This window comes from Streptomyces sp. HUAS MS02 (genome assembly GCF_055702265.1).
Genome location: NZ_CM146747.1, coordinates 5,917,457 through 5,940,348, shown reverse-complemented (window position 1 = coordinate 5,940,348; position 22,892 = coordinate 5,917,457). Strand labels below are relative to the sequence as shown.

Genomic DNA, 22,892 nt, shown 5'->3' with positions numbered 1-22,892 from the left:
CTGTGACATATGCGGCTCCGCCGCGTGGGCGCGAGCAACCACGAACAACCCGCACCCGCCCTCAAACCGCTCCCCCCAGCTCAATAGGCGCCCCGGCCCCTACAAAACCGTGCAATTTGTGTCGGCTTCGCAACAGCCTCGCCTTTGTTTTTCATCGACCCTTGTAAAGCCCATGGCCCGACCCGGCACACTGGGGCGCATGAACGATTGGCCCGAGGGATGGTCCGGCAACAACCGCGGCGGCGACTACGCCCAGCCCGAGGGACCGCGCGTGATGCGCCAGGTCCGTCGCGGCCCGTCGGCACCCCCTCAGGGTGGCGTGCCCCAGCAGCCGTCGTACGGCGACTCGTACGGTGACGGCTACGGCAACAGTGGCCCCGACCAGCAGCAGTACGGCGGCGGCTACAACAGCGACTACAACACCGGCCAGGTCTACGGCGCAGGCGGGGTGGGCGGCGGCGGTCACGGTGGTGGCCGGGGCGAGCGTGGCGCACCGAACTGGGGGCGCCGCATCAAGCTGACCGCGATCACGGTCACCGTCGTACTGCTCGCCACGACGATCGGCACCTACTTCTGGGCCGACTCCAAGCTGAACCGCGAGGTCGACCTCTCCAAGGTCATCGACCGGCCGGCCGAGGGCGAGGGCACCAACTACCTGATCGTCGGTTCCGACAGCCGCGCGGGCCTGTCCGACGAGCAGAAGAAGGAGCTCCACACCGGGTCCGCCGACGGCAAGCGCACGGACTCGATGATGATCCTGCACACCGGCTCGGGCGGCCCCACCCTCATCTCGCTGCCGCGCGACTCGAACGTGGAGATACCGACGTTCGTGGGCTCGGAGTCCGGCAAGACGTACAAGGGCTCCGGCCGCCAGGTGAAGCTGAACGCGGCGTACGCGGAGGACGGGCCCGAGCTGCTCGTCCGGACCGTCGAGGCCAACACGGGGCTGCGCATCGACCATTACGTCGAGATCGGTTTCGCGGGCTTCGCGAACATCGTCGACGCGGTCGGCGGGGTCGAGATCGAGATCCCGAAGGGCGGCATGAAGGACACCAAGTCCGGTGCCGACTTCGAGGCGGGCAAGCAGACCCTCAACGGCGAGCAGGCCCTCGCGTTCGTCCGGACCCGCTACGCCCTCGCGGGCAGCGACCTGGACCGTACGAAGAACCAGCAGAAGTTCCTCGCGGCCCTCGCCAGCCAGACGGCGACCCCGAGCACGGTGCTGAACCCCTTCAAGCTGTACCCGACGATGAGCGCGGGTCTGGACACCCTGATCGTCGACGAGGACATGAGCCTGTTCGACCTGGCCGACATGTTCTGGGCGATGAAGGGCGTGACGGGCGGCGACGGCAAGTCGATGAACATGCCGATCTCCGGCAACTCCGCCAACGGCAACCTCCAGTGGGACACCGCGAAGGTCAAGCAGCTCGTGGAGCAGTTGAAGAACGACGAGACGGTGACGGTGTCGGGCAACTGACCCGGCGGACCGTGTGACCGAGGGGCACCCCCCTGATCCATGGGGGGGTGCCCCTCGGTCGTTGGTGCGTTCGGGTCGTGCGGACGTCTCGCGCGACGCGTCAGGCGGTCGCGCCCGCCATCGTCCGGCACATCTCGGAGCAGCGGCGACACGCCTCGGCACAGCGCATCATCTGCTGATCGTCCGGCATGGACATACACGCCTCGGCGCACATGTCACAGGCGCGGGCGCACATCGCGCACATCTCGGCGGACAGCGGCGAGCGCCGCATCATCATGTCCGCGCACATACGGGTCATCTCGGCGCAGTCCATCAGGGCGCGCATGATCTGCATCTGGGCCTGACCGCCGGCCTGCATGCAGGAGCTCATGGTCTCCTCGCACACGCTGTGGCACGTCATGCAGGCGTTGACGCAGTCCTGCATCTCCTTGCTCATCGCGGTCATGTTCCCGGCCTGCTGCGTCATGGCTCCTCCTGGGGTGGTGGGAGAACGGGACCCGGGACCGGACCCCGCGCACTTCCGTCCTACGCCTCCCCGCCCCCGACCGCCATCGGGCGGACGGAAACAATCCGCCCCGTCGGCCCCGTACGACAACAGCCCCCGGCGGACCGCCGGGGGCTGTGCGCGGACTGCGCCGATGGGGTTACGGCAGATTGCGCGCCATGACGATGCGCTGGACCTGGTTGGTGCCTTCGTATATCTGCGTGATCTTGGCGTCGCGCATCATGCGCTCGACCGGGTAGTCGCGGGTGTAGCCGTAGCCGCCGAGGAGTTGGACGGCGTCCGTGGTGACCTCCATGGCGACGTCGGAGGCGAAGCACTTGGCGGCGGCGCCCTGGAAGGTGAGGTCCTTGTCGCCGCGCTCGGACTTGGCGGCGGCCTGGTAGGTCAGGGCGCGGGCGGCCTCGATCTTCATGGCCATGTCGGCGAGCATGAACTGGATGCCCTGGAAGTCGGCGATCGGCTTGCCGAACTGCTTGCGCTCCTGGACGTAGCCCTTGGCGTAGTCGAGGGCGCCCTGGGCGACGCCGAGGGCCTGGGCGGCGATGGTGATGCGGGTGTGGTCCAGGGTCTTCATCGCCGTGGCGAAGCCGGTGCCCTCCTCGCCGATGATGCGGTCGGCGGGGATACGGACGTTGTCGAGGTAGACCTCGCGGGTCGGGGAGCCCTTGATGCCGAGCTTCTTCTCCGGGGCGCCGAAGGAGACGCCCTCGTCGGACTTCTCGACGACGAACGCGGAGATTCCCTTGGAGCGCTTCTCCGGGTCCGTGACGGCCATGACCGTGTAGTACTCGGAGACGCCCGCGTTGGTGATCCAGCGCTTGACGCCGTTGAGGATCCAGTGGTCGCCGTCGCGGACCGCGCGGGTCTTCATCCCGGCCGCGTCGGAGCCCGCGTCCGGCTCGGAGAGACAGTACGAGAACATCGCGTCGCCCTTGGCGAGCGGGCCCAGGTACTTCTTCTTCAGCTCCTCGGAGCCGGAGAGGATCACGGGCAGCGAGCCGAGCTTGTTGACGGCCGGGATGAGGGAGGAGGACACACAGGCGCGGGCCACCTCCTCGATCACGATGACCGTGGCGAGCGCGTCGGCGCCGGCGCCGCCGTACTCCTCGGGCACGTGCACGGCGTGCAGGTCGTTGGCGACCAGCGCGTCCAGCGCCTCCTGCGGGAAGCGGGCCTCCTCGTCCACGGCGGCGGCGTAGGCCGCGATCTTCGCCTCGGCGAGGGAACGGATCGCGTCACGGAGCATGTCGTGCTCCTCGGACGGGCGGTACAGGTCGAAATCAGCCGATCCGGCCAAGGTCTCTCACGCTCCTGACGCTAACTACCGTTAAGTAACTCAAATTTTAAAGGTCTGGCCACTCCACTGGTACGTGAGTTTGACGACAGGGGGCGACGGGCCTCGCCCCCTGCGGGGGGAATCTGCCCGGTCAAGGACTCGAACACGCCCCGACTATGCTCACGTGCACGCCCCGCACGCGGCTGTGCGGGCGTGTACGCCCCCCTCGGCCGGACACCCCAGGAGCACCCATGGCCCTCAAGATCACCGTGATCGGCACCGGCTATCTCGGCGCGACACACGCCGCGGCCATGGCCGAGCTGGGGTTCGAGGTGCTCGGGCTCGATGTCGTCGAAGAGAAGATCGACATGCTCCGGCGCGGTGAGGTCCCGATGTACGAGCCGGGCCTGGAGGAGCTGCTGCGCAAGCACGTCGCCGGGATCGAGGGATCCAGCGGGCGGCTGCGCTTCACGACCGACTACGCGGAGGTCGCGGCCTTCGGCGACATCCACTTCGTCTGTGTCAACACCCCGCAGCGGCACGGCGAGTACGCCTGTGACATGTCGTACGTGGATGCCGCCTTCGCCTCGCTCGCCCCGCATCTGACGGGGCCGGCGCTGGTCGTCGGCAAGTCGACGGTGCCGGTGGGGTCCGCCGACCGGCTGGCCGCGTATCTCGCCGAGCACGCGCCCGCCGGGGAGGACGCCGAGCTGGCCTGGAACCCGGAGTTCCTGCGCGAGGGCTTCGCCGTGAACGACACGCTGCACCCGGACCGGATCGTGGTCGGGGTGCGCAGCGAGCGCGCCGAGAAGCTGATGCGCGAGGTGTACGCGACGCCGGTCGGCGAGGGCTCGCCCTTCGTCCTCACCGACTTCCCCACCGCCGAGCTGGTGAAGACCTCCGCGAACTCCTTCCTCGCCACCAAGATCTCCTTCATCAACGCCATGGCCGAGGTGTGCGAGGCCGCCGGGGGCGATGTCGCCAAGCTGGCGGAGGCCATCGGGCACGACGACCGGATCGGGAAGAAGTTCCTGCGGGCCGGCATCGGCTTCGGCGGCGGGTGTCTGCCCAAGGACATCCGGGCGTTCATGGCGCGCGCCGGTGAGCTGGGCGCCGACCAGGCCCTGACGTTCCTGCGGGAGATCGACTCCATCAACATGCGCCAGCGCGGTCAGATGGTGGAGCTGGCCCGGCAGGCGCTGGGCGGTGGCTCCTTCCTGGGCAAGCGGGTCGCCGTGCTCGGCGCCACCTTCAAGCCCGACTCCGACGACGTACGCGACTCCCCCGCCCTCAACGTGGCCGGGCAGATCCACCTCCAGGGCGGCCAGGTCACCGTCTACGACCCCAAGGGCATGGTCAACGCGCGCCGGCTCTTCCCGACGCTCGGGTACGCCGACACCGCGCTGGACGCCGTGCGCGGCGCGGACATCGTGCTGCATCTGACGGAGTGGAGCGAGTTCCGCGAGCTGGACCCGGCACAGCTGGGCGAGGTCGCGTCGACGCGGCTCGTGCTGGACGGCCGCAACGCGCTGGACCCGGAGCTGTGGCGCCGGGCGGGGTGGACGTACCGGGCGATGGGGCGGCCGACCGCGTAGGGCCGCGCGGCGGGGCCGCATCGGCGGGTGCTCCGGCCCCTGCGGAGGGCAGCGGAAGGTGACGCCGTTCCGGCCGAGGCTCAGTCGGCCGGAACGGCGTCTTTTCCTATTGTCCACGTTCCGGCGCCCGGCGGGGGCGAAGCGCTTACTTCGCCCGGGGCCGAAGCGTTCACTTCGCCCGGTAGCGGCGCATCTTCGCACGGGCACCGCACACCTGCATCGAGCACCAGCGGCCGCGGCCGGCCGGGCTGCGGTCGTAGTACGCCCAGTGGCAGTCGGATGCCTGGCAGGCCTTGAGGCGTTGCCAGGTGCCCGCCGTGAGGGCCTCGGCGACGGCCGCGGCCACGCGGGAGAGCAGGGGAGCCGGGTCGGCGGCGGGGCGCAGGCTCGCCGAGCCGTCCTCGGCGGAGACCGCGACGACGAGCGGTGCCGCGGCCAGGAGGGTGCCCAGCGGGGTCACCGGCCGGTGCGGGGCGTGACCGGCGTGGGCCAGCAGGGTCGCGCGGAGGGACTCCCGCAGCTCGCGCACGGCCGTGAGGTCCTCGTCCGCCGCCAGGCCCAGGCCGGCGCGCGCCTCAGGGGTCTCCAGGCTGTCGGCGCCCGTCTCCAGGTCCAGCGTGTTGACCAGGCTCTCGACGAGGGCCAGGCCGCCGGGGGCGGACGCTCTCTCACTCATGCCGGGAGGTTACCTCTTCAGGGGATGCATAAGGTAACCGTTACTGGTTACTCTCCTCTTCAGGTAACCGAAGAAGTTCGGATGAGCAGAGAACGAGCAAGGAGAAGGCCATGGCCATCGCCACGCTGGATGTCGTCGTTCTGGACTGTCCCGACCCGGCCGCCCTCGCCGGGTTCTACGCCGAGGTGGTCGGCGGGAAGGTCAGTGGGGAGGGGGACTGGGTGGATCTGGAGGTGCCGGGCGGGGGCGCGCGGCTGGCGTTCCAGAAGGCGCCGGGGTTCGTGGCGCCCGAGTGGCCCTCGGCGGAGCGGTCGCAGCAGTTCCATCTCGACCTGAACGTGGCGGACATGGACGCCGCGGAGAAGGAGGTGCTGGCGCTGGGGGCGACGGTACTGGACGCGGCGGACCGTGAGCGGGGGTTCCGGGTGTACGCGGATCCGGCGGGGCATCCGTTCTGTCTTTGCCGGAGTTGAGTGCGCGACAGGGGGAGGGGGGTGCGGGGAAGCCGGCGGCCGCGGGTCGTACGTGGCCGGTCGCGCAGTTCCCCGCGCCCCTACGGGGCCCGGCCCGTCAGCCGTCCAGTTCCGCGATCCTCGCCGTCGAGGCCTCGCGGCGGTCGCGTGCCGCCCTCGCGGTGAAGTCGGCTGTGCGCAGGACGCGTTGGACGTTGCCCCAGGTGAGGAGGGCGAGGTCGGGTTCGGACCAGCCCCGGTGCATGAGTTCGGCGACGAGGCGGGGGTAGCACGAGGCGTCGGTGAGGTCCCGCGGGTGGGCGGCACCGGAGTCGTAGGTGCCGGAGAGGCCGACGCACTCGGGGCCGGCGATCGCGCGGACGTGGTCGAGGTGGTCGGCGACGTCGCGGACCGAGGGGCCGGTCTGCTCGGCGGTGAGCGGCACCATGCACAGGCCCCGCGCCTCGCCCAGCGCGGCGAGGATGTCGTCGGGGAGGTTGGCCGGGTGGGACCGCAGCTCGGCGGCCGCCGAGCGGGTGCACACCACCGGGGCGCGGGAGACCGCGAGCGTTCGGCGGACCGTCTCCTCGGAGGCTCCGGAGAGGTCGGCGAGGACGCCGATGCGGTTCATCTCGCGGACCACCTCCTCACCGAACCTGCTCAGCCCGGACTCGCCCGCCCAGGACGCGCCGGCGAGGGTGAGGGCCTTGAGGCCGAGCGCGTGCAGGGAGCGCAGGATGCCGAGGGAGTCGCCGATCGCCGGGGCTCCGGCGGGGCCCAGCAGGACGGCCACCCGACCGCAGTTGCGGGCGTCGGTGGTCTCGCCGGCGCTGTGCGTGAGCCGCAGGCCCTCGGGGTGGGCGTCGACGACCGTCCTGACCAGGTCCAGCTGCTCCAGCGTGGCTCCCACGGCCCGCTCACCCGCGAGGCCCTCCGGGAGGTGCAGCGACCAGAACAGCGCGCCGATGTGCCCCTTGCGCATGCGCGGCACGTCGGTGTCCACGCCGCCCTCGCCCAGCTCCAGGTCGTACCGGGGCAGCTGACGCAGCACCCACGGCAGTCCGCTGTAGCCGTCGGCGACGGGGTGCGCGACGAGGAAGGCGTCCGCCTCGGCCAGCTCCGAGGAGGGCGAGGACGCCGAGGGGGAAGGGGATGCGGCGGGTCCGGCCACCACGACGGCTTCGCCGTCGGGGGCCCCGGGGACGTCCGCTCCACCGCGACGGACGTCGGTCGCGCCATGGGGGCGGACGTCGTCCGCCTCGCCGTCGTCGGGGTGGCCGTCGGCGCCGGGGGGTATCGGCTCCGCCGCCGGTGGGCGCCTGTCGCGCTTGCGCGCGGGCTTGGCGCGGGTGGAGGCGGGGGGTGTGTCGAGTTCGCCGGCCTCCCCGGCGGCTTGCAGTTCGTCCTGCAGATCTGCCATGGCAAACCTCCGTAGCCGTTGGGTGATCGCAGTACTCGTCACCGTGGCACGGAGGCCGCCCGCCTTCCTGGTGGGTGGGGCGTTCGGGTTGAACGGCCGTCGCGGGGCCGCCGCTACGCCACCCGGGTGAGGCCCGGGCGGCGCCCGGCGTCACCCGGCCGGCGTCACCCGTCCAGCTGGTCCAGCGTCGCGTGGGACGGGCCCGTACGGGCCTGGAGGTCCCGGGCCACGTCCTCCGCCGCGCCCAGCACCCGGACGGCGTTCCGCCAGGTCAGCTTGGCCAGGTCGGTCCGCGACCAGCCCCGGTCGAGCAGCTCGGCGATCAGGTTCGGGTAGCAGGAGACGTCGCCCAGACCGTCCGGGGTGAAGGCGGTGCCGTCGTAGTCGCCGCCGATGCCGAGGTGGTCGATGCCGGCGACCTCGCGCATGTGGTCGAGATGGTCCGCGACCGTGGCCACCGTGGCGACCGGGCGGGGGTTCTGCTCCTCGAAGGCGCGGTGGACCGCCATCCCCTCGGGGGTGGTGTCGAGGTGGTGCAGCCCGTGGACCCGCATGTTCTCGTCGGCGGCGGCCGTCCAGTCGACGGCGGCCTGGAGCACGAACTTCGGCACGAACGTCACCATCGCCACTCCCCCGTTGGCCGGGAGGCGCTCCAGGACGTCGTCCGGGATGTTGCGGGGGTGGTCGCAGACGGCCCGCGAGGAGGAGTGGGAGAAGATCACCGGGGCGACGGACGCGTCGAGCGCGTCCCGCATCGTCGTGGCGGCCACGTGCGAGAGGTCGACGAGCATCCCCTCGCGGTTCATCTCCCGCACCACCGCGCGGCCGAAGTCGGTGAGGCCGCCGACGGCCGCCTCGTCCGTCGCGGAGTCCGCCCAGGCGATGTTGTGGTTGTGGGTGAGCGTCATGTAGCGGACACCGAGGGCGTACAGCATCCGCAGCGTGGCGAGGCTGTTGTCGATGGAGTGGCCGCCCTCGGCGCCCATCAGCGAGGCGATCCGGCCCTCGGCGCGGGCGGCCTCCATCTCGGCGGCGGTCAGCGCGGCCCGCAGCTCCGCGGGGTGACGGTCGAGCAACCGCCGTACGCAGTCGATCTGTTCGAGGGTCGCGGTGACGGCGCCCGGCCGGTCGGAGGGGACGTACACCGACCAGAACTGTGCTCCCACCCCGCCCGCGCGCAGCCGCGCCAGGTCGGTGTGGAGGAAGGCGCTCTGGTCGCCGGTGATGTCCCGCGCGTCCAGGTCGTAGCCGACCTGCTCACGCAGCGCCCAGGGCAGGTCGTTGTGCCCGTCCGCGACCGGGAACTCCCGCAGCAGCTCCCGGGCCGCCTCCAGCGATGTCATGGTCGTCTCCCCCGTGTCGCCCGTGATGCCGGTCATGTCGGTAACGTCTGCTTCTACGTCTACTTCCCGAAGCCGAAGCCGCTGCCCGATCCCTCGACCTTGGTGCGCAGGCGCTTGCCCTTCTCGGTCGCCTGGTCGTTCAGCTCCTGCTGGAACTCCCGCATACGGCCGAGGAGTTCCTCGTCGTGCGCGGCGAGGATGCGCGCGGCCAGCAGACCGGCGTTGCGGGCGCCGGCGACGGAGACCGTCGCGACGGGCACACCGGCCGGCATCTGCACGATCGACAGCAGGGAGTCCATGCCGTCGAGGTACTTCAGCGGCACCGGCACGCCGATGACCGGCAGCGGGGTCACGGACGCGAGCATGCCGGGCAGATGGGCGGCACCGCCCGCACCCGCGATGATCACCTTGATGCCGCGGTCCGCGGCCTCCTCGCCGTACGCGATCATCTCGCGCGGCATCCGGTGCGCCGAGACGACGTCGACCTCGTACGCGATCTCGAACTCGTCGAGGGCCTGCGCGGCGGCCTCCATGACGGGCCAGTCGGAGTCCGACCCCATGACGATGCCTACGACGGGGCTCACAGGGCTCATTCGGTGATCGTGCCTCTCAGGTATCCGGCGGCGTGACGGGCGCGTTCCAGCACGTCGTCGAGGTCGTCGCCGTAGGTGTTGACGTGACCGACCTTACGGCCGGGCTTCACGTCCTTTCCGTACATGTGGATCTTGAGCCGCGGGTCGCGGGCCATGCAGTGCAGGTACGCCGAGTACATGTCCGGGTAGTCGCCGCCGAGGACGTTGACCATGACGGTCCACCGGGCGCGGGGGCGCGGGTCGCCGAGCGGGAGGTCGAGGACGGCCCGCACATGGTTGGCGAACTGCGAGGTGATCGCGCCGTCCTGGCTCCAGTGGCCGGAATTGTGGGGGCGCATCGCCAGCTCGTTGACCAGGATGCGGCCGTCGCGGGTCTGGAACAGCTCGACCGCCAGGTGGCCGATCACGTCCAGTTCCTTGGCGATGCGCAGCGCCATCTCCTCGGCGCGCAGGGCGAGCGCCTCGTCCAGGTCGGGCGCCGGGGCGATCACGGTGTCGCAGACGCCGTCGACCTGCCGCGACTCCACCACCGGGTAGGCGACGGCCTGGCCGTGCGGCGACCGTACGACGTTCGCGGCCAGCTCCCGCACGAAGTCGACCTTCTCCTCCGCGAGGACCGGGACCCCGGCGCGGAACGGCTCGGCGGCGTCCTCGACCGAGCGGACGATCCACACGCCCTTGCCGTCGTAGCCGCCGCGGACCGTCTTGAGAATGACCGGAAACCCGTCGCCCTCGGCGCCCTCGGGGAGCCCCTCGGCGGCGAACGCGGCCACGTCGGCCGGGTCGGCGACGATGCGGTGCCGTGGGCAGGGCACCCCGATCTCGACGAGCTTCGCCCGCATCACCCCCTTGTCCTGGGCGTGCTGCAGCGCCTCCGGGCCGGGGCGCACGGGGATGCCGTCCGCCTCCAGTGCCCGTAGATGCTCGGTGGGTACGTGTTCGTGATCGAAGGTGATCACGTCGCAGCCCTGCGCGAACGCACGCAGCGTGTCCAGGTCGCGGTAGTCGCCGATGACGACATCGCCGACGACCTGCGCCGCGGAATCCTGAGGGGTGTCACTGAGGAGCTTGAACCTGATGCCGAGCGGGATGCCCGCCTCGTGTGTCATACGAGCGAGCTGGCCACCGCCGACCATGCCGACTACCGGGAACGTCACGCCCCCAGGGTATCGGCCACGGAATCGGCCACTTCCAGGTGCCCGATTTCCCCGCCCTTTCCCCCTGGACCGGCCCCGGACCTCCTCCGGGGCCGGGCTGTGAGGTTCTGCACAGGCAGGGCCCGGGGGCGCTGGTTAGCATGGCTGAACCAGTGGATATCGACGGAAGATCAATTCTTTTCCGATCATCCAGATCTTTTCGGACGGGACAGCGACCCGGCTGACCACCGGCACGACACCGACCGGAACCGAGCGACGGGGGCCGCACCCGATGGGAAGTACCAGCACGGGGTTCGATACGAGGCCCCGTGGCGCCCTGCGCCGCCGACTCGACCTGCTGGTCCGCGAGGTCGCCAAGTTCGGCGCGGTGGGCGGTGCGGGGCTGCTGGTGAACCTCGGGGTCTTCAACCTCGTGCGGCACACCACCGAGCTCCAGGTGGTCCGGGCCAGCGTCATCGCCACGGTCGTCGCCATCGCGTTCAACTACGTGGGCTTCCGCTACTTCACGTACCGGGACCGCGACAAGAGCCGCCGCACGAAGGAGCTGACGCTGTTCCTGCTGTTCAGCGCGGTCGGCCTGGTCATCGAGAACGGCGTCCTCTACACGGCCACCTACGGCTTCGGCTGGGACAGCCCCCTGCAGTCCAACATCTTCAAGTTCCTCGGCATCGGCATCGCGACCCTCTTCCGGTTCTGGTCGTACCGCAGCTGGGTGTTCCGGGCCCTCCCGGCCCGCGAGACGGTGGCCGACGCGGAATCGTTCCTGGAAGCGGAATCCGCCCAGCCACGGACGGTCACGGGCAAACGCCGCTGAACGGTCACGGGCAAACGCCACCGAGGGGGCACGCCCTGCTTCTCAGGGGCGCGGGGGCCTGCTTTTCGGGGGCGCGAGGACCTGCGCGAGAAGCCCCACGGGAAGCCCCACCGGAAGCCCCACGGGAGGCCCCACGGGACCGGCAGCCGCCGTCCTACGGCCCAGAAGGCCGCGGCCTCATCCGCGAACCCTCGCACCGACCACCGACCACCGGGTGCCGGGTGCCGAGTGACCGCCGCTCTACCTGACCGGCCGGTGCTCGCCGGCAGACGTGCGCACCGGCGTGCGCGACAGGAACAGGCCGAACACCGGCGGCTGCGCCTGGAGCATCTCCAGGCGGCCGCCGTCGGCCTCGGCGAGGTCGCGCGCGACGGCCAGCCCGATGCCCGTCGAGTTGCGCCCGCTGATCGCCCGCTCGAAGATCCGCGCGCCGAGGTCGGCCGGTACGCCGGGGCCCTCGTCGGTGACCTCGATCACCGCCTGGTTCCCGGTGACGCGGGTGCGCAGCGCCACCGTGCCGCCCCCGTGCATCAGCGAGTTCTCGATCAGCGCGGCCAGCACCTGCGCGACCGCGCCGGGCGTGCCCACGGCCTGGAGGTGCCGCTTGCCGGAGCTGACGACGGCCCGCCCGGCACTGCGGTAGGCCGGCCGCCACTCCTCCAGCTGCTGCTTGATGACCTCGTCGAGCTCGAAGGAGACGGCGGAGCCGTTGCGGGGGTCGCGGGAGTTGGTCAGGAGCCGCTCCACGACGTCCGTGAGCCGCTCGACCTGGGTGAGCGCGATGTGCGCCTCCTCCTTCACCGTGTCGATGTCGTCGGTGAGGGTGATCTCCTCCAGCCGCATCGACAGCGCGGTCAGCGGCGTGCGCAGCTGGTGGGACGCGTCGGCGGCGAGCCGCCGCTCGGCGGTCAGCATGCGGCCGATGCGCTCGGCGGAGGCGTCCAGCACGTCGGCGACCCGGTCCAGCTCGGGGACGCCGTAGCGCTTGTGGCGGGGGCGCGGGTCGCCGGAGCCGAGCCGTTCGGCGGTCTCGGCGAGGTCGGTGAGGGGGGAGGCGAGGCGGTTGGCCTGGCGTACGGCGAGGAGGACGGCCGCGATGACGGCCAGCAGGGCGACGGCCGCGATGATCAGCAGCGTCCGGCCGACCTCGCGGCTGACCGCCGAGCGGGACTCCTCGACCGTGACGACCTCGTCCTTCTCCCCCTTGGCCTGGTGGCTGATGACGTCGCCGACGGGCTTCTCGCCGATCTCGATCGTGGACTGGCCGGGGATCTCGATACGGGCGTAGCGCTCGTCGCCGACCTGGTCCCGGAGGACCTCGGCGGTGATCCTCTCGTCGCCGATGATCCGGCTGTCCACGATGCTCGTCAGCTGGACCGCCTCGGACTCCACGCGTTCCTCGGCGCTGTTGCTGATCGTCCGGGTCTCGACGATGACCAGGGAGACGCCGAAGACGGCGATGACCACGAGGACCACGGCGAGGGTGGACTGGATGAGACGGCGACGCACGGTTGCCCTCCGGGCGGGCGGGTGTTCCTGGACCTCTGATTGTGCGGCACCCGGCGCCCGCCGCGGAGCGGGGGGCGATGCCGGGGCGAAGCCCCGTCAGGGGCGCGGGGAACTGCGCGACCAGCCACGCCGTACCCGCGGCCGCCCGACGGCCCCGCACCCCGCACCCCGCACCCCGGGCCATGAGGCGCCCGGCTCAGCTCTCGGCAGGGGTCAGTTCTTCTCGAACCGGAAGCCGACGCCGCGCACGGTCGCGATGTACCGCGGATTCGCCGCGTCGTCGCCCAGCTTCTTGCGCAGCCAGGAGATGTGCATGTCGAGGGTCTTCGTCGAGGACCACCAGGTGGTGTCCCAGACCTCGCGCATCAGCTGGTCACGGGTGACGACCCGGCCGGCGTCGCGCACGAGCACCCGCAGCAGGTCGAACTCCTTGGCCGTGAGCTGGAGTTCCTCGTCCCCCATCCACGCCCGGTGGGACTCGACGTCGATCCGCACGCCGTGGGTGGCGGGCGGCTGCGCCGGCTCCGCCGAGCCGCGCCGCAGCAGGGCCCGCACGCGGGCGAGCAGCTCGGCGAGCCGGAAGGGCTTGGTGACGTAGTCGTCGGCGCCGGCGTCGAGGCCGACGACGGTGTCCACCTCGTCCGCGCGCGCGGTCAGGATGAGGATCGGCACGGTGTGGCCCTCGGCCCGCAGCCGTCGGGCGACCTCCAGGCCGTCCATGCCGGGCAGCCCCAGGTCCAGGACGACCAGGTCGACACCACCCTGCATTCCGGCGTCCAGCGCGGTGGGGCCGTCCTCGCGGACCTCCACCTCGTACCCCTCCCGACGCAGTGCGCGGGCCAGCGGCTCCGAGATGGACGCGTCGTCCTCGGCGAGCAGTACACGGGTCATGGGGTGATGGTAGTCCGCCGAGAACCGCAGGTGGAGGGTGATCGGCAAGCACGATTCACACCTTTGTCCAACGGTTCTCTTACTCTCCCCAGGCATGATCCACTGCGCTGGGCGTTTCGCCCGTCACCGGTGAAGATCCGCGTCGCCGCGTGGAGACGGCGGCCGGGTCCGGTGGGGATCCCGAGCCGATGCCGTGAACAGTGCGTCACCGCGCCGCGCCCTGTGCGCTCCCTTCCTGCACCCGCACGACCCGAACCCCCGACCGACCTTCGAATGTGCGATAGCCAGCGTCTTCTTACCTGTGATCCGGCTCTCAAGCCCTTCCGGTTCCCACATCCTCCTGGCGTATGGTGACGGAACGCCTGTAGCTACATGTGGGGACCTTTAGTGGCATATCCGCGCTGAAGGTCTCTTTTATGTGCGTAATGACCTGTGGCCGGGCCCCGAGCGCGTGGACGCATCGATAGGTTGACGCGCGTAGAGGGGCGTGGATCCCGGTGGTCGCCGTCCGCCGTCCCGTGATCCGGGCGGAATCCCCGTGGGCGTGGGGTGGGCGTCCCGACCCGCCGGTGCCGGCCGCCCCTCCACCGGGCGCGCGCCCCCACGACGCCGTCCCGAACTGCAAGGAACGACCATGGCGTCCAGCCTGACGAAGGACTCGGCCGGCCGGGGAACCCCCGGCGCCGAGGGGACCTTCTTCGGCCACCCCCGCGGACTGGCCACTCTCTTCATGACCGAGATGTGGGAGCGGTTCTCCTACTACGGAATGAAGGCCCTCCTCACCGTCTACCTGCTCTCCGGCGGCCCCGACGCCGGCAAGGACAGCATGGGCGGCGGCCTGGCCATGGACCTGGCCACCACCACCACGATCGTCGCCGTCTACTCGGCGATGGTCTATCTGCTCGCCATGCCGGGCGGCTGGCTCGGCGACCGTGTCTGGGGCCCCCGCAAGACGGTGGCGATCGCGGCCGTCACGATCATGTCCGGGCATCTGGTGCTCGCCCTGCCGGGCGGCCAGGCACCGTTCTTCGCGGGCCTCGCGCTGGTCGCGGCGGGCTCCGGTCTGCTGAAGGCCAACATCTCCACGATGGTGGGCCACCTGTACGACGGCCCCGGGGACCCCCGGCGCGACGGCGGCTTCACGATCTTCTACATGGGCATCAACGCGGGTGCCTTCTTCGCCCCGCTTGCCATCGGCACCGTCGGGCAGAAGGTCAACTGGCACCTCGGCTTCGGTCTGGCCGCGGTCGGCATGGCCATCGGTCTCGCCGCCTTCCTCGCCGGCAGCCGCAGCCTGAGCCCGAAGAGCGACGTCGTCCCCAAGCCGCTGGCGGCCGAGGAGCGCGCCGCCTGGCTGCGCAAGGGCCTGCTCTGGCTGGCCGTCGCCGCCGTCTTCTACGGCGCCGTGGGCCTCAGCGGCCACTTCACCCTGAACTGGGCGATGATCCCGCTCACGGTCATCGGTCTGGTCGTCCCGGCCGGTGTGCTGCTGCGCATCAAGCGGGACAAGGAGCTGACCACCGCCGAGCAGTCGAAGATGACCGGCTACATCTGGTTCTTCGTCGCCGCCGCCGTGTTCTGGATGATCTACGACCAGGGCGCGTCCACGGTCCAGGCGTTCGGCTCGAACGACGAGAAGGTGGCCGGCTCGCTGCTCGGCTTCGACTTCCCGACCTCCTGGTACCAGTCGCTGAACCCGCTGTTCATCATGGCGCTGGCCCCCGTCTTCGCCTGGCTCTGGCTGTGGCTCAACCGCCAGGGCAGGGAGCCCAGTACGGCGGTGAAGTTCGCGATGGCCCTGGTGCTCATCGGTGTCTCGTTCTTCTTCTTCCTGATTCCGCTGGGGATGGCGGCGGACGGCACCCTGGCCAGCCCGATGTGGCTGGTGGGCATCTACTTCATCCAGACCGTCGGTGAGCTGTGTCTCTCCCCCGTCGGCCTGTCGGTGACGACGAAGATGGCGCCGGCCAAGTACGCCAGCCAGATGATGGGCGTCTGGTTCCTCGCGGTCACCGCGGGCGACTCGATCACCGGGCTGCTCTCCAACCCGGCCGTCGGCGGCTTCGACCTCAGCGGCACCGGCATGGTCGCCGTCGAGGCCACCCTCGCCGTCCTGGCCGGCTTCGCGATCTACATGTACCGCAAGAAGGTCAGGGCCCTCACGGGCGACGTCGACTGAGGCCGAGGCCCGAGGGTTCGTGCCCGACGGTTCGTACCCGACGGTTCGTACCCGACGGTTCGTACCCGACGGTCGTGGGAGGGGCCGCCGCACCCAGGAGGGTGCGGCGGCCCCTTTCGCGTCATTCGCGTCATTCGCGTCCACGCTCCTCACGCTCACGCCTACCTGTCTTCCGGCGACGAGGAGAGGTGCGCGGCCCGTGCCGCCCCTGCGTCCGCGCTCGCGCCCGCATCCATGCCCGTATCCCCGTTCGCGTTCGCGTTCGCGCTCGCGTCCGTCTCCGTGTCCGTGTCCGTGTCCGGCGTGAACCACGGGAGGGTCGAGGGGGTGCGGGACGCGGCCGGCGCCCGGGGTTGGGCGTGGGCGGCGGTCGACGGGGGCGGCTTGGGAAACCAGGCGGGGAGGTCGGGGAGCCGGCGCCTCCGGCGTTTCCGCGCGGGAGCCTCGCGCCCCGGCCGCACGCGGTCCACCACCGCCATGCCGATCCGGAACAGCGCGGCCGGCACGACGAGGCCCAGCATCAGCCAGAAGAGGGTGACGCCCCAGGGGCGGCCCACGCTCCACGTCTGCTCGGTGAGGACCCTGCCGCCGTACTTGAGGGAGACGGTGTAGTCGCCGTGGGCCCCGGCCGCGAGGTCGACGGGCAGGGTGATGCGGGCCTCGCCGCCCGGCCGGACCGTGCCGCGCCACCGCTGTTCCTCCCAGCGCGGCGCGAACACGCCGTGGGAGGTGCCGACCTGGAAGACCGGGTCCTTCACCGGGGAGGTACCGACGTTGCCGACGGTGAGGACCAGTTCACGGGCGGGCGGTGCCCCGAACCAGGTCAACAGCCCGCTGGAGCCCGTCAGTCGGCCGTCCGCCAACAGGGACAGCCGTCCGCCGGCCGCCTCCCGCGGCAGCGGCTCGACCGAGTGCCCGGCGACCCGGAACGCCGCGTCGGCCTCGGCCTTGGGGCCGGTGATGGTGGAGACGTGCACGACGCACGGGCACGGCACCGGGGGCTCCGCCACCGGCAACTCCCGGCGGAACGCGCCCTTGTCGTCGGCGGTGACGGCCCGTCCGTCGGCGTTGGCACAGGAGTCGGTGCCCCCGGGCACCCCCCTCGACGGCGTCGACCGACCGCAGATCAGCACCATCAGGATCGCCTTCGGCCGCCAGCCGCTGCCGGTCACGGTGACCGAACCACCGGTCCCCGCCTCCGACTTGGACAGCTTCACGGTCTGCTCCCCCGCGGCCGCCCGCCCCTGCGGCTGCGCGGACGCCTGCGTCCGCATCCGTGCCTGTGCCTGTGCGAGACCGTCCGCGAGCGGTGCCGGCAGCCCCAGGGCGAGGGCGAGCACCGTCACCGTGAGCACCCTCACCGACGCCGCGCGGGAAGCCGCGTACGAGGTCACGTACGAGGTCACGTACGAGCTCGCGTACGGGGTCACGCACGACGCCGGGATCCGCCTCCGCCGCCTTCTGATCACATTCGGCTCCCGTCAGCGACGTACCGCCTGGTTCCTGCGCGTCACCCACAGCACGCCGGCCGTGCCCGCGAGCAGCACCGTGCCGCCGAGTGTGCCGAGGGCGACCGCCGAGTCCAGGGGCCCGGTCTGCGGCAACTCGCCGCCCGAACCACCCGAACCACCCGTACCGCCCGTAGTGCTCGACCCGCCCGAACCACCCGTGGCGGACCCGCCCCCCGAACCGCCCGCGGCGGTGACGTCGAGGGTCAGCGACGGCCCGGGATCGTTGCCCGGCGTGCAGGTGGTGACCGTGCCGAGGGCCTTGATGGTGAGCACACCCGCCGTGAACTCGACCTTGCCGGTCTCCTTCGGGGTGTACGTGCCGCTCAGGTCGTTGATCTTGATCGGGGTGTTGGCCGGGATCGCCTCCTGGTTCGCCGGCCCCGTCACCGTGAGCGTGCCGCTCTCGGCCCCGCCCAGTTCGATCGTGGCGCTCGGCGTCATCGCACCCTTGCCCAGCTCGACCGGGCTGGACGAGACGCCCTTCTGCCACGACATCGTGATCTTGTAGCCGTCACCGCTCTCGACGCCCTTGATGTCGATCGGCGACACCGCGGACTTGTCCCCGATCGGCGTCTTGCAGTTGTACTCGACGTCCACGACCTCGGCATGGGCCACCGGGGCGGCCATCAGCACCGCCGAGCCGGCCAGGGCCGCGAGGGTCGCGAGCGCGGCGGTTCGTTTCTGGTACGTCCGGTACGACACCTCGGCACCCCACATTCTGACGGAACATCAGATCGGCGGCTCAAGGTACGCCGGGGCCCTCGGAGAAGGAAGACACGCGCAAGTGTCGGATGTGTTCGGATGCGTGGCGACGGCTTCGGCGCACGCCTCGACGGCCGCCCGCGGTTCACGAAAGGGAGGGAGCGGCTACGCGGGTGCGGCCACGCGGGTGCGGCCACGCGGGAGCGGCCACGCGGGAGCGGCTACGCGGGTGCTCCCAGCTCCGCCCACACCGTCTTCCCGGACGCCCCGGGAGCCCGTACGACCCCCCAGTCCAGGCAGAGCCGCTGCACGATGAACATCCCGTGCCCGCCCGGCCGTCCGGCCCGGTGCGGTGTGCGCGGGGCCGGGCTGCCCGTCCCCCGGTCGGAAACCTCGATGCGCAGCACCTTGTTGTCGCACCCGATGCGCAGTTCGGACGGACCCCCGGCGTGCAGGCAGGCGTTGGTGACCAGTTCGGAGACGACCAGCAGCACGTCCTCGGCCGCGGCCCGCTGGTCCGCGGTCGCGGCCGGCAGCCACCCCCACTCGTACAGCGCCTGGCGGGTGAAGTCACGGGCGAGCGGCACCACGCCGCTCTCGCCGTCGAAGCCGAGTCGACGGGGAAGCCGGTTCGCGGCGGGGGCCTCGGGCGGGTCTCCGCCCGGCATCCCGGAAGCGCCGCCGGCACCCGGTTCCGGGCCGCGGTCGCCCGGCGAGAAAGGCCGGGTGGTGCTCATCAGCGCTTCACCTCACCGATTCACCAGTTCACGATTCAGGACTTATCAAGGGTGCGGGACGAAGACCCGCGGTGCATGCCGTTCTCTGCAGTCATCCGTTGCGCCATCCGTACTTCCGTCACACCTCGCGGTACATCCGTGCCACCGGGCCATGACCCGGTCGTATCCGGGTCACCACCGACGCGTCCAGGATGTCTCCTGCCCGAGCGAACCGTCAGAACACCCACGTTTTCGGCACAGAACCTGTGACGCGAATAACCCGACGGTCGGGGTGCGACACCCGGGGACGCCCCGGAACGTACGAGCGGCGGAGGCCGCCGACCCGACGGCGTCGACCGTCACGGTCGACGGCGCCCGTGACGGAGGTCACGGGCGGGCCGGTCGGCGGCCCTAGTCACCCAGGGCGGCCTCAAGGCTGTCGTGGACGGTGAACACCGCGTCCGCCCCGGTGATCTCGAAGACCCGCGCCACCGCCGGGAGCATGCCCGCCAGATGGACGCCGCCGCCCGCCGCCTCCGCCCTGAGCCGCACGCCCAGCAGGACGTTGAGCCCGGTGGAGTCGCAGAACTCCAGGCGTGAGCAGTCCACCACCAGACGGGTGAACCCCTTGTCCAGGCAGCTCTCGAGTGGCTCACGCAACAGATCGGCGGTGTGGTGATCGAGCTCACCCGCCGGGGTCACGACGGCGCTGGGGCCCTCTTCCCGCACCTCGACCCGTAGTCGGCCCGACTGTGCGCTGCCGACCGTCCCACGGTCCATGCCGTCTCTCTCCCGACCGTTGTGACTGCTGACTCGCCCTCGAACACTACGCCTTCTCCACACTCTCCGACACCCGAACAATCGCCCACAAAGGGACATTTCGCCACAGGAGGCACTTGCGACGACCTCGGGAAACCGGGTAGGGCTAGTAGTGACACCAATCGACACGGCCGGCTTTGGAGGCGCCGCACACCGCAGTGCACGTATGGGCATCGGCGGCCATATGCCGAGAACGATGGAGGACATCATGTCACCCCGGCTCGACGAATCGCATACCCAGAGGGCGACGTCGGCATCCGCCCCGGAAGAGACGCAGGACGACCTCGCCCACCATCCGGGCGACGCGCTCGCCGACCTCCCGGAGATCCCCCCGTACGACGAGGTGGGACCGGTGGACGCACGTGCCCTGTCCAAGACCCTCTTCGAGCGGCTCGAATCCCTTGAGGAAGGCACGTACGAGTACTCGTACGTCCGCAACACCCTGGTCGAACTCAACCTGGCTCTGGTGAAGTTCGCCGCCTCCCGGTTCCGCTCGCGCAGCGAACCCATGGAGGACATCATCCAGGTCGGCACGATCGGCCTCATCAAGGCGATCGACCGCTTCGAACTGAGCAGGGGCGTCGAGTTCCCCACGTTCGCGATGCCGACGATCGTCGGCGAGATCAAGCGCTTCTTCCGCGACACGAGTTGGTCCGTGCGGGTGCCGCGCAGACTCCAGGAACTCCGGCTCGATCTGGCCAAGGCCGGTGACGAGCTCGCCCAGAAGCTCGATCGCGCTCCGACGGTGGGAGAGCTGGCGGAGCGCCTCGGGCTGACGAACGACGAGGTCGTCGAGGGCATGGCGGCGTCCAACGCGTACACCGCCTCGTCCCTGGACGCCCAGCCCGAGGAGGACGACTCCGAGGGCGCCCTGGCGGACCGGATCGGCTACGAGGACCACGGCCTCGAAGGCATCGAGTACGTCGAGTCCCTGAAGCCGCTGATCGCCGAACTGCCGCCGCGCGACCGGAAGATCCTGTCGCTGCGGTTCGTGGCCGGCATGACGCAGTCCGAGATCGGGGACGAACTCGGCATCTCCCAGATGCACGTGTCCCGGTTGCTGTCGCGCACGCTGGTGCGTCTGCGCAAGGGACTGACGCTGGAGGAGTGACCGTCCGTCGCGACGGAGATCGAAGTCGGCCGGGTGCGGCGGGAGTTGCGACACTCCTGACGTACCCGGCCGAACCGTTCCCGGCCCGACCCCTGTCTCCTCCCCTATCACCCCCTTACCGCAAGAAACCCCTTCCCCTCGGTTCACCTTCAGCCACTATGGTCACGCGTCAGACTGTTCGGTATGCCAGAGGCCGACGGGTGGACACGGGGGTGCGAGGAGGCACGAGGATGACTCGGGCTCGGGACGAGCGCCCCGACGGCGACGACGGCCATGAGGACCACCGGAACACCGGCACGCCGGGCGCACGCCCCGGCGACGGGTCCGAGCACCGGCACGCGAACGCGTCCGACACCCGCCTCACCGCGCTGTTACGTTCCGACTCACCGACCGCGTACGTGGCCCTGCGCGAACTGCGCGAGCGCCACCACGCCTCGGTCCTCGCCTACGCCCGGCTGTGCGCCGCGAGCGAGTCCGCGGCACGGGAGCTGGCCACCCAGGCGTTCACGGTCGCCACCAAGGAGACGGCCCGGGGGGTCGAACCGACCGTGCCCTGGCGCCACCGGCTGCTCCTGCTGACCGCGCGGGTCACCGCCGGCTGGGCCACCGACGGCGGCGCGACCGGTCTCGCCCCCGCCCTGCGGGGCGTGCTGGACACGACGGGCCCCGATGGCCGGGTCCCGCCCCTGCTCGCGGCGTTCGAACTGCTGCCGCCCCAACCGCAGGGCCTCATCTGGTACGGCGTCGTGGAGCGGGAACCGGACGACCGTACGGCCGTCCTGCTCGGCCTCACCCCCGCCGACGTCACGTACAAGCGGGAGTCCGCGCTCCACGCCCTGCGCCGGGCCTGTCTGAGCGTGCGGCTGGCCGCCTCCGACGACCCGCGCTGCCAGGACTTCCGCCGGCTGATCGAGGAGTCCGTACGGCCCGACACCCCTCGCCACAGCACCGATCTGCAGGCCCACATGGAGCACTGCCGGCACTGCGCCGGCGCGTACGAGGAGCTGTGCGCCCTGCGTGACAGCCCGCGCGCGACTCTCGCGGAGGGGTTGCTGCCGTGGGGCGGTACGGAATACACGCGGGGCGCGACCGGGACGCGGACCGAGGGCTCGGCAGCGGCGGCCGAGGCGGTGGCCGAGGCCTGGGCCGCCGTCCCTGCCGGCCCTGCCGGCCCTGGCTCCAGTTCCGACTTCAGTTCCGACTCGGGTTCGGTTGCGGGTTCGGGCAGCGGTTCCGATGTCGGTGGTGGGGAGCGCGCGGAGAGCGGTGGCGGGACCGAGTTCGGTGGCGGGCCCGGGTTCGGTGCGGGAGTCGGTGGCGGGGCGGCCCGGAGTGTGGGCTGGACCCGGTCGTTGCGTTCGAGTGGTGGCGAGGACGGGGCCGGGGCCTCGGGGGCCAGGTGGTCGTCGTCGCGTCGGGTCGCGTTGACCTCGGTGGCGCTCGGCGTGGCGTTGGCGCCGCTGTTGGCGTTCCTGGTGTTCTCGGGGTCGGTCGGCTCCTCGTCCGACGACGAGGCGGGCTCCGGCACCACGCCCGTCGTACCGCCCCCGAGCACGGTGCCCCCGACCGTCCCGCCGAGCCCGACACCGTCCCCGACCCCCTCGGAGACCGCGAGCCCCTCGAAGACTCCGGAGAAGGAGAAGCCGACCAAGAGCCCGAGTCCGGATCCGTCGACGCCTGGCCCGACGAAGCCGTCGTTGCCGTACGGGCCCCCGCTGAACGGCGCCTACACCCAGGTGGTGAACGTCGCGTCGGGCCTGTGCCTGGACATCCGGGGCGAGTTGGAGAAGGGCACCGACGTCGTCACGGCCACCTGCTCCTCGCGGGACACCCAGCGCTGGCGCCTCGACTCCCGCCGGGACGCCCTCCAGTCGTTCGCCGATCCCGACCTGTGCCTCGACAGCCGAGGGGCGACCGACGACGGCGTGGGCATCTGGGACTGCGACTCGCTCGACGGGGACAACGGCGACAACCTGCGGTTCGAGGTCGACTCCCGCGGCATGATCCGCCCGGCGATCGCGCCGGGGCACGCCGTGACCCCGGACGCCCTCGGCTCCGTCTCCTTCACCGAGGCGTCCGGACGCGACGGGCAGCGCTGGCGCGCGGGCGCGGGACCGGTCTCCAGCTGACACGGGGCACCGCCGCC

20 protein-coding genes are annotated in these 22,892 nt (G+C 71.2%); 7 read left to right on the top strand and 13 right to left on the bottom strand.

Annotation, left to right across the window (positions count from 1 at the left end; translation table 11 throughout):
* Nucleotides 1-199 precede the first annotated feature (199 nt).
* Nucleotides 200-1,477, top strand: a complete 1,278-nt coding sequence (locus ACZ9QC_RS25625) for an LCP family protein (RefSeq protein WP_472915261.1) — start codon at nucleotides 200-202, stop codon at nucleotides 1,475-1,477.
* A 100-nt stretch (nucleotides 1,478-1,577) separates the two neighbouring features.
* Here the strand turns inward: ACZ9QC_RS25625 and ACZ9QC_RS25620 are convergent, their stop codons facing one another.
* Together ACZ9QC_RS25620 and ACZ9QC_RS25615 are read right to left on the bottom strand one after the other, a co-directional pair.
* Nucleotides 1,578-1,943: a four-helix bundle copper-binding protein gene (locus tag ACZ9QC_RS25620; RefSeq protein ID WP_215455871.1), complete on the bottom strand. Its 366-nt coding sequence runs from the start codon at nucleotides 1,941-1,943 to the stop codon at nucleotides 1,578-1,580.
* A 178-nt stretch (nucleotides 1,944-2,121) separates the two neighbouring features.
* Nucleotides 2,122-3,279 (bottom strand): acyl-CoA dehydrogenase family protein, encoded by a 1,158-nt coding sequence (locus tag ACZ9QC_RS25615; RefSeq protein WP_472915260.1) that lies wholly within the window; start codon nucleotides 3,277-3,279, stop codon nucleotides 2,122-2,124.
* 230 nt (nucleotides 3,280-3,509) lie between these two features.
* Between ACZ9QC_RS25615 and ACZ9QC_RS25610 the strand changes: the two genes are divergently transcribed.
* Nucleotides 3,510-4,853: a UDP-glucose dehydrogenase family protein gene (locus ACZ9QC_RS25610; RefSeq protein ID WP_472915259.1), complete on the top strand. Its 1,344-nt coding sequence runs from the start codon at nucleotides 3,510-3,512 to the stop codon at nucleotides 4,851-4,853.
* 169 nt (nucleotides 4,854-5,022) lie between these two features.
* On the opposite strand, the gene ACZ9QC_RS25605 is transcribed toward ACZ9QC_RS25610, so the two are convergent.
* Nucleotides 5,023-5,529 (bottom strand): CGNR zinc finger domain-containing protein, encoded by a 507-nt coding sequence (locus tag ACZ9QC_RS25605; RefSeq protein ID WP_472915258.1) that lies wholly within the window; start codon nucleotides 5,527-5,529, stop codon nucleotides 5,023-5,025.
* Between the two features lie 110 nt (nucleotides 5,530-5,639).
* Between ACZ9QC_RS25605 and ACZ9QC_RS25600 the strand changes: the two genes are divergently transcribed.
* On the top strand, nucleotides 5,640-6,002 hold the full coding sequence (locus tag ACZ9QC_RS25600) for a VOC family protein (protein WP_472915257.1): 363 nt from the start codon (nucleotides 5,640-5,642) through the stop codon (nucleotides 6,000-6,002).
* Nucleotides 6,003-6,099: 97 nt separating this feature from the next.
* Here ACZ9QC_RS25600 and ACZ9QC_RS25595 read toward each other — a convergent pair whose 3' ends face one another.
* The 4 genes from ACZ9QC_RS25595 to ACZ9QC_RS25580 form a co-directional block, all read right to left on the bottom strand.
* Nucleotides 6,100-7,401: a dipeptidase gene (locus ACZ9QC_RS25595; RefSeq protein ID WP_472915256.1), complete on the bottom strand. Its 1,302-nt coding sequence runs from the start codon at nucleotides 7,399-7,401 to the stop codon at nucleotides 6,100-6,102.
* Nucleotides 7,402-7,565: 164 nt separating this feature from the next.
* A complete protein-coding gene (locus ACZ9QC_RS25590; RefSeq protein WP_472921807.1) occupies nucleotides 7,566-8,744 on the bottom strand; it encodes a dipeptidase in 1,179 nt (392 codons plus the stop codon).
* A gap of 59 nt (nucleotides 8,745-8,803) precedes the next feature.
* The gene (gene purE, locus ACZ9QC_RS25585; protein WP_472915255.1) at nucleotides 8,804-9,337 is read right to left on the bottom strand and encodes a 5-(carboxyamino)imidazole ribonucleotide mutase; all 534 of its coding nucleotides are present in this window, start codon (nucleotides 9,335-9,337) and stop codon (nucleotides 8,804-8,806) included.
* Nucleotides 9,334-10,494 (bottom strand): 5-(carboxyamino)imidazole ribonucleotide synthase, encoded by a 1,161-nt coding sequence (locus ACZ9QC_RS25580; RefSeq protein WP_472915254.1) that lies wholly within the window; start codon nucleotides 10,492-10,494, stop codon nucleotides 9,334-9,336. The genes purE and ACZ9QC_RS25580 overlap by 4 nt, the downstream gene beginning before the upstream one ends.
* A 271-nt stretch (nucleotides 10,495-10,765) precedes the next feature.
* Between ACZ9QC_RS25580 and ACZ9QC_RS25575 the strand changes: the two genes are divergently transcribed.
* Nucleotides 10,766-11,308 (top strand): GtrA family protein, encoded by a 543-nt coding sequence (locus ACZ9QC_RS25575; protein ID WP_472915253.1) that lies wholly within the window; start codon nucleotides 10,766-10,768, stop codon nucleotides 11,306-11,308.
* Nucleotides 11,309-11,548: 240 nt separating this feature from the next.
* Here ACZ9QC_RS25575 and ACZ9QC_RS25570 read toward each other — a convergent pair whose 3' ends face one another.
* On the bottom strand, nucleotides 11,549-12,817 hold the full coding sequence (locus ACZ9QC_RS25570; protein ID WP_472915252.1) for an ATP-binding protein: 1,269 nt from the start codon (nucleotides 12,815-12,817) through the stop codon (nucleotides 11,549-11,551).
* A gap of 213 nt (nucleotides 12,818-13,030) precedes the next feature.
* Nucleotides 13,031-13,708, bottom strand: coding sequence for a response regulator transcription factor (locus ACZ9QC_RS25565; RefSeq protein ID WP_184893268.1), 678 nt, complete (start codon nucleotides 13,706-13,708; stop codon nucleotides 13,031-13,033).
* 634 nt (nucleotides 13,709-14,342) lie between these two features.
* On the opposite strand from ACZ9QC_RS25565, the gene ACZ9QC_RS25560 reads away from it, so the two are divergent.
* On the top strand, nucleotides 14,343-15,887 hold the full coding sequence (locus tag ACZ9QC_RS25560) for a peptide MFS transporter (RefSeq protein WP_472915251.1): 1,545 nt from the start codon (nucleotides 14,343-14,345) through the stop codon (nucleotides 15,885-15,887).
* A 161-nt stretch (nucleotides 15,888-16,048) separates the two neighbouring features.
* On the opposite strand, the gene ACZ9QC_RS25555 is transcribed toward ACZ9QC_RS25560, so the two are convergent.
* From ACZ9QC_RS25555 to ACZ9QC_RS25540, 4 genes are all read right to left on the bottom strand, one after another.
* The gene (locus tag ACZ9QC_RS25555; protein ID WP_472921806.1) at nucleotides 16,049-17,161 is read right to left on the bottom strand and encodes a hypothetical protein; all 1,113 of its coding nucleotides are present in this window, start codon (nucleotides 17,159-17,161) and stop codon (nucleotides 16,049-16,051) included.
* A 207-nt stretch (nucleotides 17,162-17,368) separates the two neighbouring features.
* On the bottom strand, nucleotides 17,369-18,115 hold the full coding sequence (locus tag ACZ9QC_RS25550; RefSeq protein ID WP_472915250.1) for an LPXTG cell wall anchor domain-containing protein: 747 nt from the start codon (nucleotides 18,113-18,115) through the stop codon (nucleotides 17,369-17,371).
* Nucleotides 18,116-18,321: 206 nt separating this feature from the next.
* Nucleotides 18,322-18,837 carry an ATP-binding protein gene (locus ACZ9QC_RS25545; protein WP_472915249.1) on the bottom strand — a complete coding sequence of 172 codons (516 nt, stop codon included), beginning with the start codon at nucleotides 18,835-18,837 and terminating at the stop codon, nucleotides 18,322-18,324.
* A gap of 390 nt (nucleotides 18,838-19,227) precedes the next feature.
* Complete coding sequence (locus tag ACZ9QC_RS25540; RefSeq protein WP_230221066.1) at nucleotides 19,228-19,596, bottom strand: STAS domain-containing protein; 369 nt, start codon at nucleotides 19,594-19,596, stop codon at nucleotides 19,228-19,230.
* A 247-nt stretch (nucleotides 19,597-19,843) separates the two neighbouring features.
* Here ACZ9QC_RS25540 and ACZ9QC_RS25535 point away from each other — a divergent pair, with 247 nt between their 5' ends.
* Together ACZ9QC_RS25535 and ACZ9QC_RS25530 are read left to right on the top strand one after the other, a co-directional pair.
* The gene (locus ACZ9QC_RS25535; RefSeq protein WP_215457863.1) at nucleotides 19,844-20,746 is read left to right on the top strand and encodes an RNA polymerase sigma factor SigF; all 903 of its coding nucleotides are present in this window, start codon (nucleotides 19,844-19,846) and stop codon (nucleotides 20,744-20,746) included.
* 230 nt (nucleotides 20,747-20,976) lie between these two features.
* Nucleotides 20,977-22,875 (top strand): ricin-type beta-trefoil lectin domain protein, encoded by a 1,899-nt coding sequence (locus ACZ9QC_RS25530; RefSeq protein WP_472915248.1) that lies wholly within the window; start codon nucleotides 20,977-20,979, stop codon nucleotides 22,873-22,875.
* Nucleotides 22,876-22,892: the final 17 nt, after the last annotated feature.

What these genes read in the sequence shown, in the direction of transcription:
- ACZ9QC_RS25625 (WP_472915261.1), top strand. Translation starts at nt 200, where the DNA reads ATGAACGATTGGCCCGAGGGATGGTCCGGCAACAACCGCGGCGGCGAC.
- ACZ9QC_RS25620 (WP_215455871.1), bottom strand. Translation starts at nt 1,943, where the DNA reads ATGACGCAGCAGGCCGGGAACATGACCGCGATGAGCAAGGAGATGCAG.
- ACZ9QC_RS25610 (WP_472915259.1), top strand. Translation starts at nt 3,510, where the DNA reads ATGGCCCTCAAGATCACCGTGATCGGCACCGGCTATCTCGGCGCGACA.
- ACZ9QC_RS25605 (WP_472915258.1), bottom strand. Translation starts at nt 5,529, where the DNA reads ATGAGTGAGAGAGCGTCCGCCCCCGGCGGCCTGGCCCTCGTCGAGAGC.
- ACZ9QC_RS25600 (WP_472915257.1), top strand. Translation starts at nt 5,640, where the DNA reads ATGGCCATCGCCACGCTGGATGTCGTCGTTCTGGACTGTCCCGACCCG.
- ACZ9QC_RS25595 (WP_472915256.1), bottom strand. Translation starts at nt 7,401, where the DNA reads ATGGCAGATCTGCAGGACGAACTGCAAGCCGCCGGGGAGGCCGGCGAA.
- ACZ9QC_RS25590 (WP_472921807.1), bottom strand. Translation starts at nt 8,744, where the DNA reads ATGACATCGCTGGAGGCGGCCCGGGAGCTGCTGCGGGAGTTCCCGGTC.
- purE (WP_472915255.1), bottom strand. Translation starts at nt 9,337, where the DNA reads ATGAGCCCTGTGAGCCCCGTCGTAGGCATCGTCATGGGGTCGGACTCC.
- ACZ9QC_RS25575 (WP_472915253.1), top strand. Translation starts at nt 10,766, where the DNA reads ATGGGAAGTACCAGCACGGGGTTCGATACGAGGCCCCGTGGCGCCCTG.
- ACZ9QC_RS25565 (WP_184893268.1), bottom strand. Translation starts at nt 13,708, where the DNA reads ATGACCCGTGTACTGCTCGCCGAGGACGACGCGTCCATCTCGGAGCCG.
- ACZ9QC_RS25560 (WP_472915251.1), top strand. Translation starts at nt 14,343, where the DNA reads ATGGCGTCCAGCCTGACGAAGGACTCGGCCGGCCGGGGAACCCCCGGC.
- ACZ9QC_RS25555 (WP_472921806.1), bottom strand. Translation starts at nt 17,161, where the DNA reads ATGCGGACGCAGGCGTCCGCGCAGCCGCAGGGGCGGGCGGCCGCGGGG.
- ACZ9QC_RS25550 (WP_472915250.1), bottom strand. Translation starts at nt 18,115, where the DNA reads ATGTGGGGTGCCGAGGTGTCGTACCGGACGTACCAGAAACGAACCGCC.
- ACZ9QC_RS25545 (WP_472915249.1), bottom strand. Translation starts at nt 18,837, where the DNA reads ATGAGCACCACCCGGCCTTTCTCGCCGGGCGACCGCGGCCCGGAACCG.
- ACZ9QC_RS25540 (WP_230221066.1), bottom strand. Translation starts at nt 19,596, where the DNA reads ATGGACCGTGGGACGGTCGGCAGCGCACAGTCGGGCCGACTACGGGTC.
- ACZ9QC_RS25535 (WP_215457863.1), top strand. Translation starts at nt 19,844, where the DNA reads ATGTCACCCCGGCTCGACGAATCGCATACCCAGAGGGCGACGTCGGCA.
- ACZ9QC_RS25530 (WP_472915248.1), top strand. Translation starts at nt 20,977, where the DNA reads ATGACTCGGGCTCGGGACGAGCGCCCCGACGGCGACGACGGCCATGAG.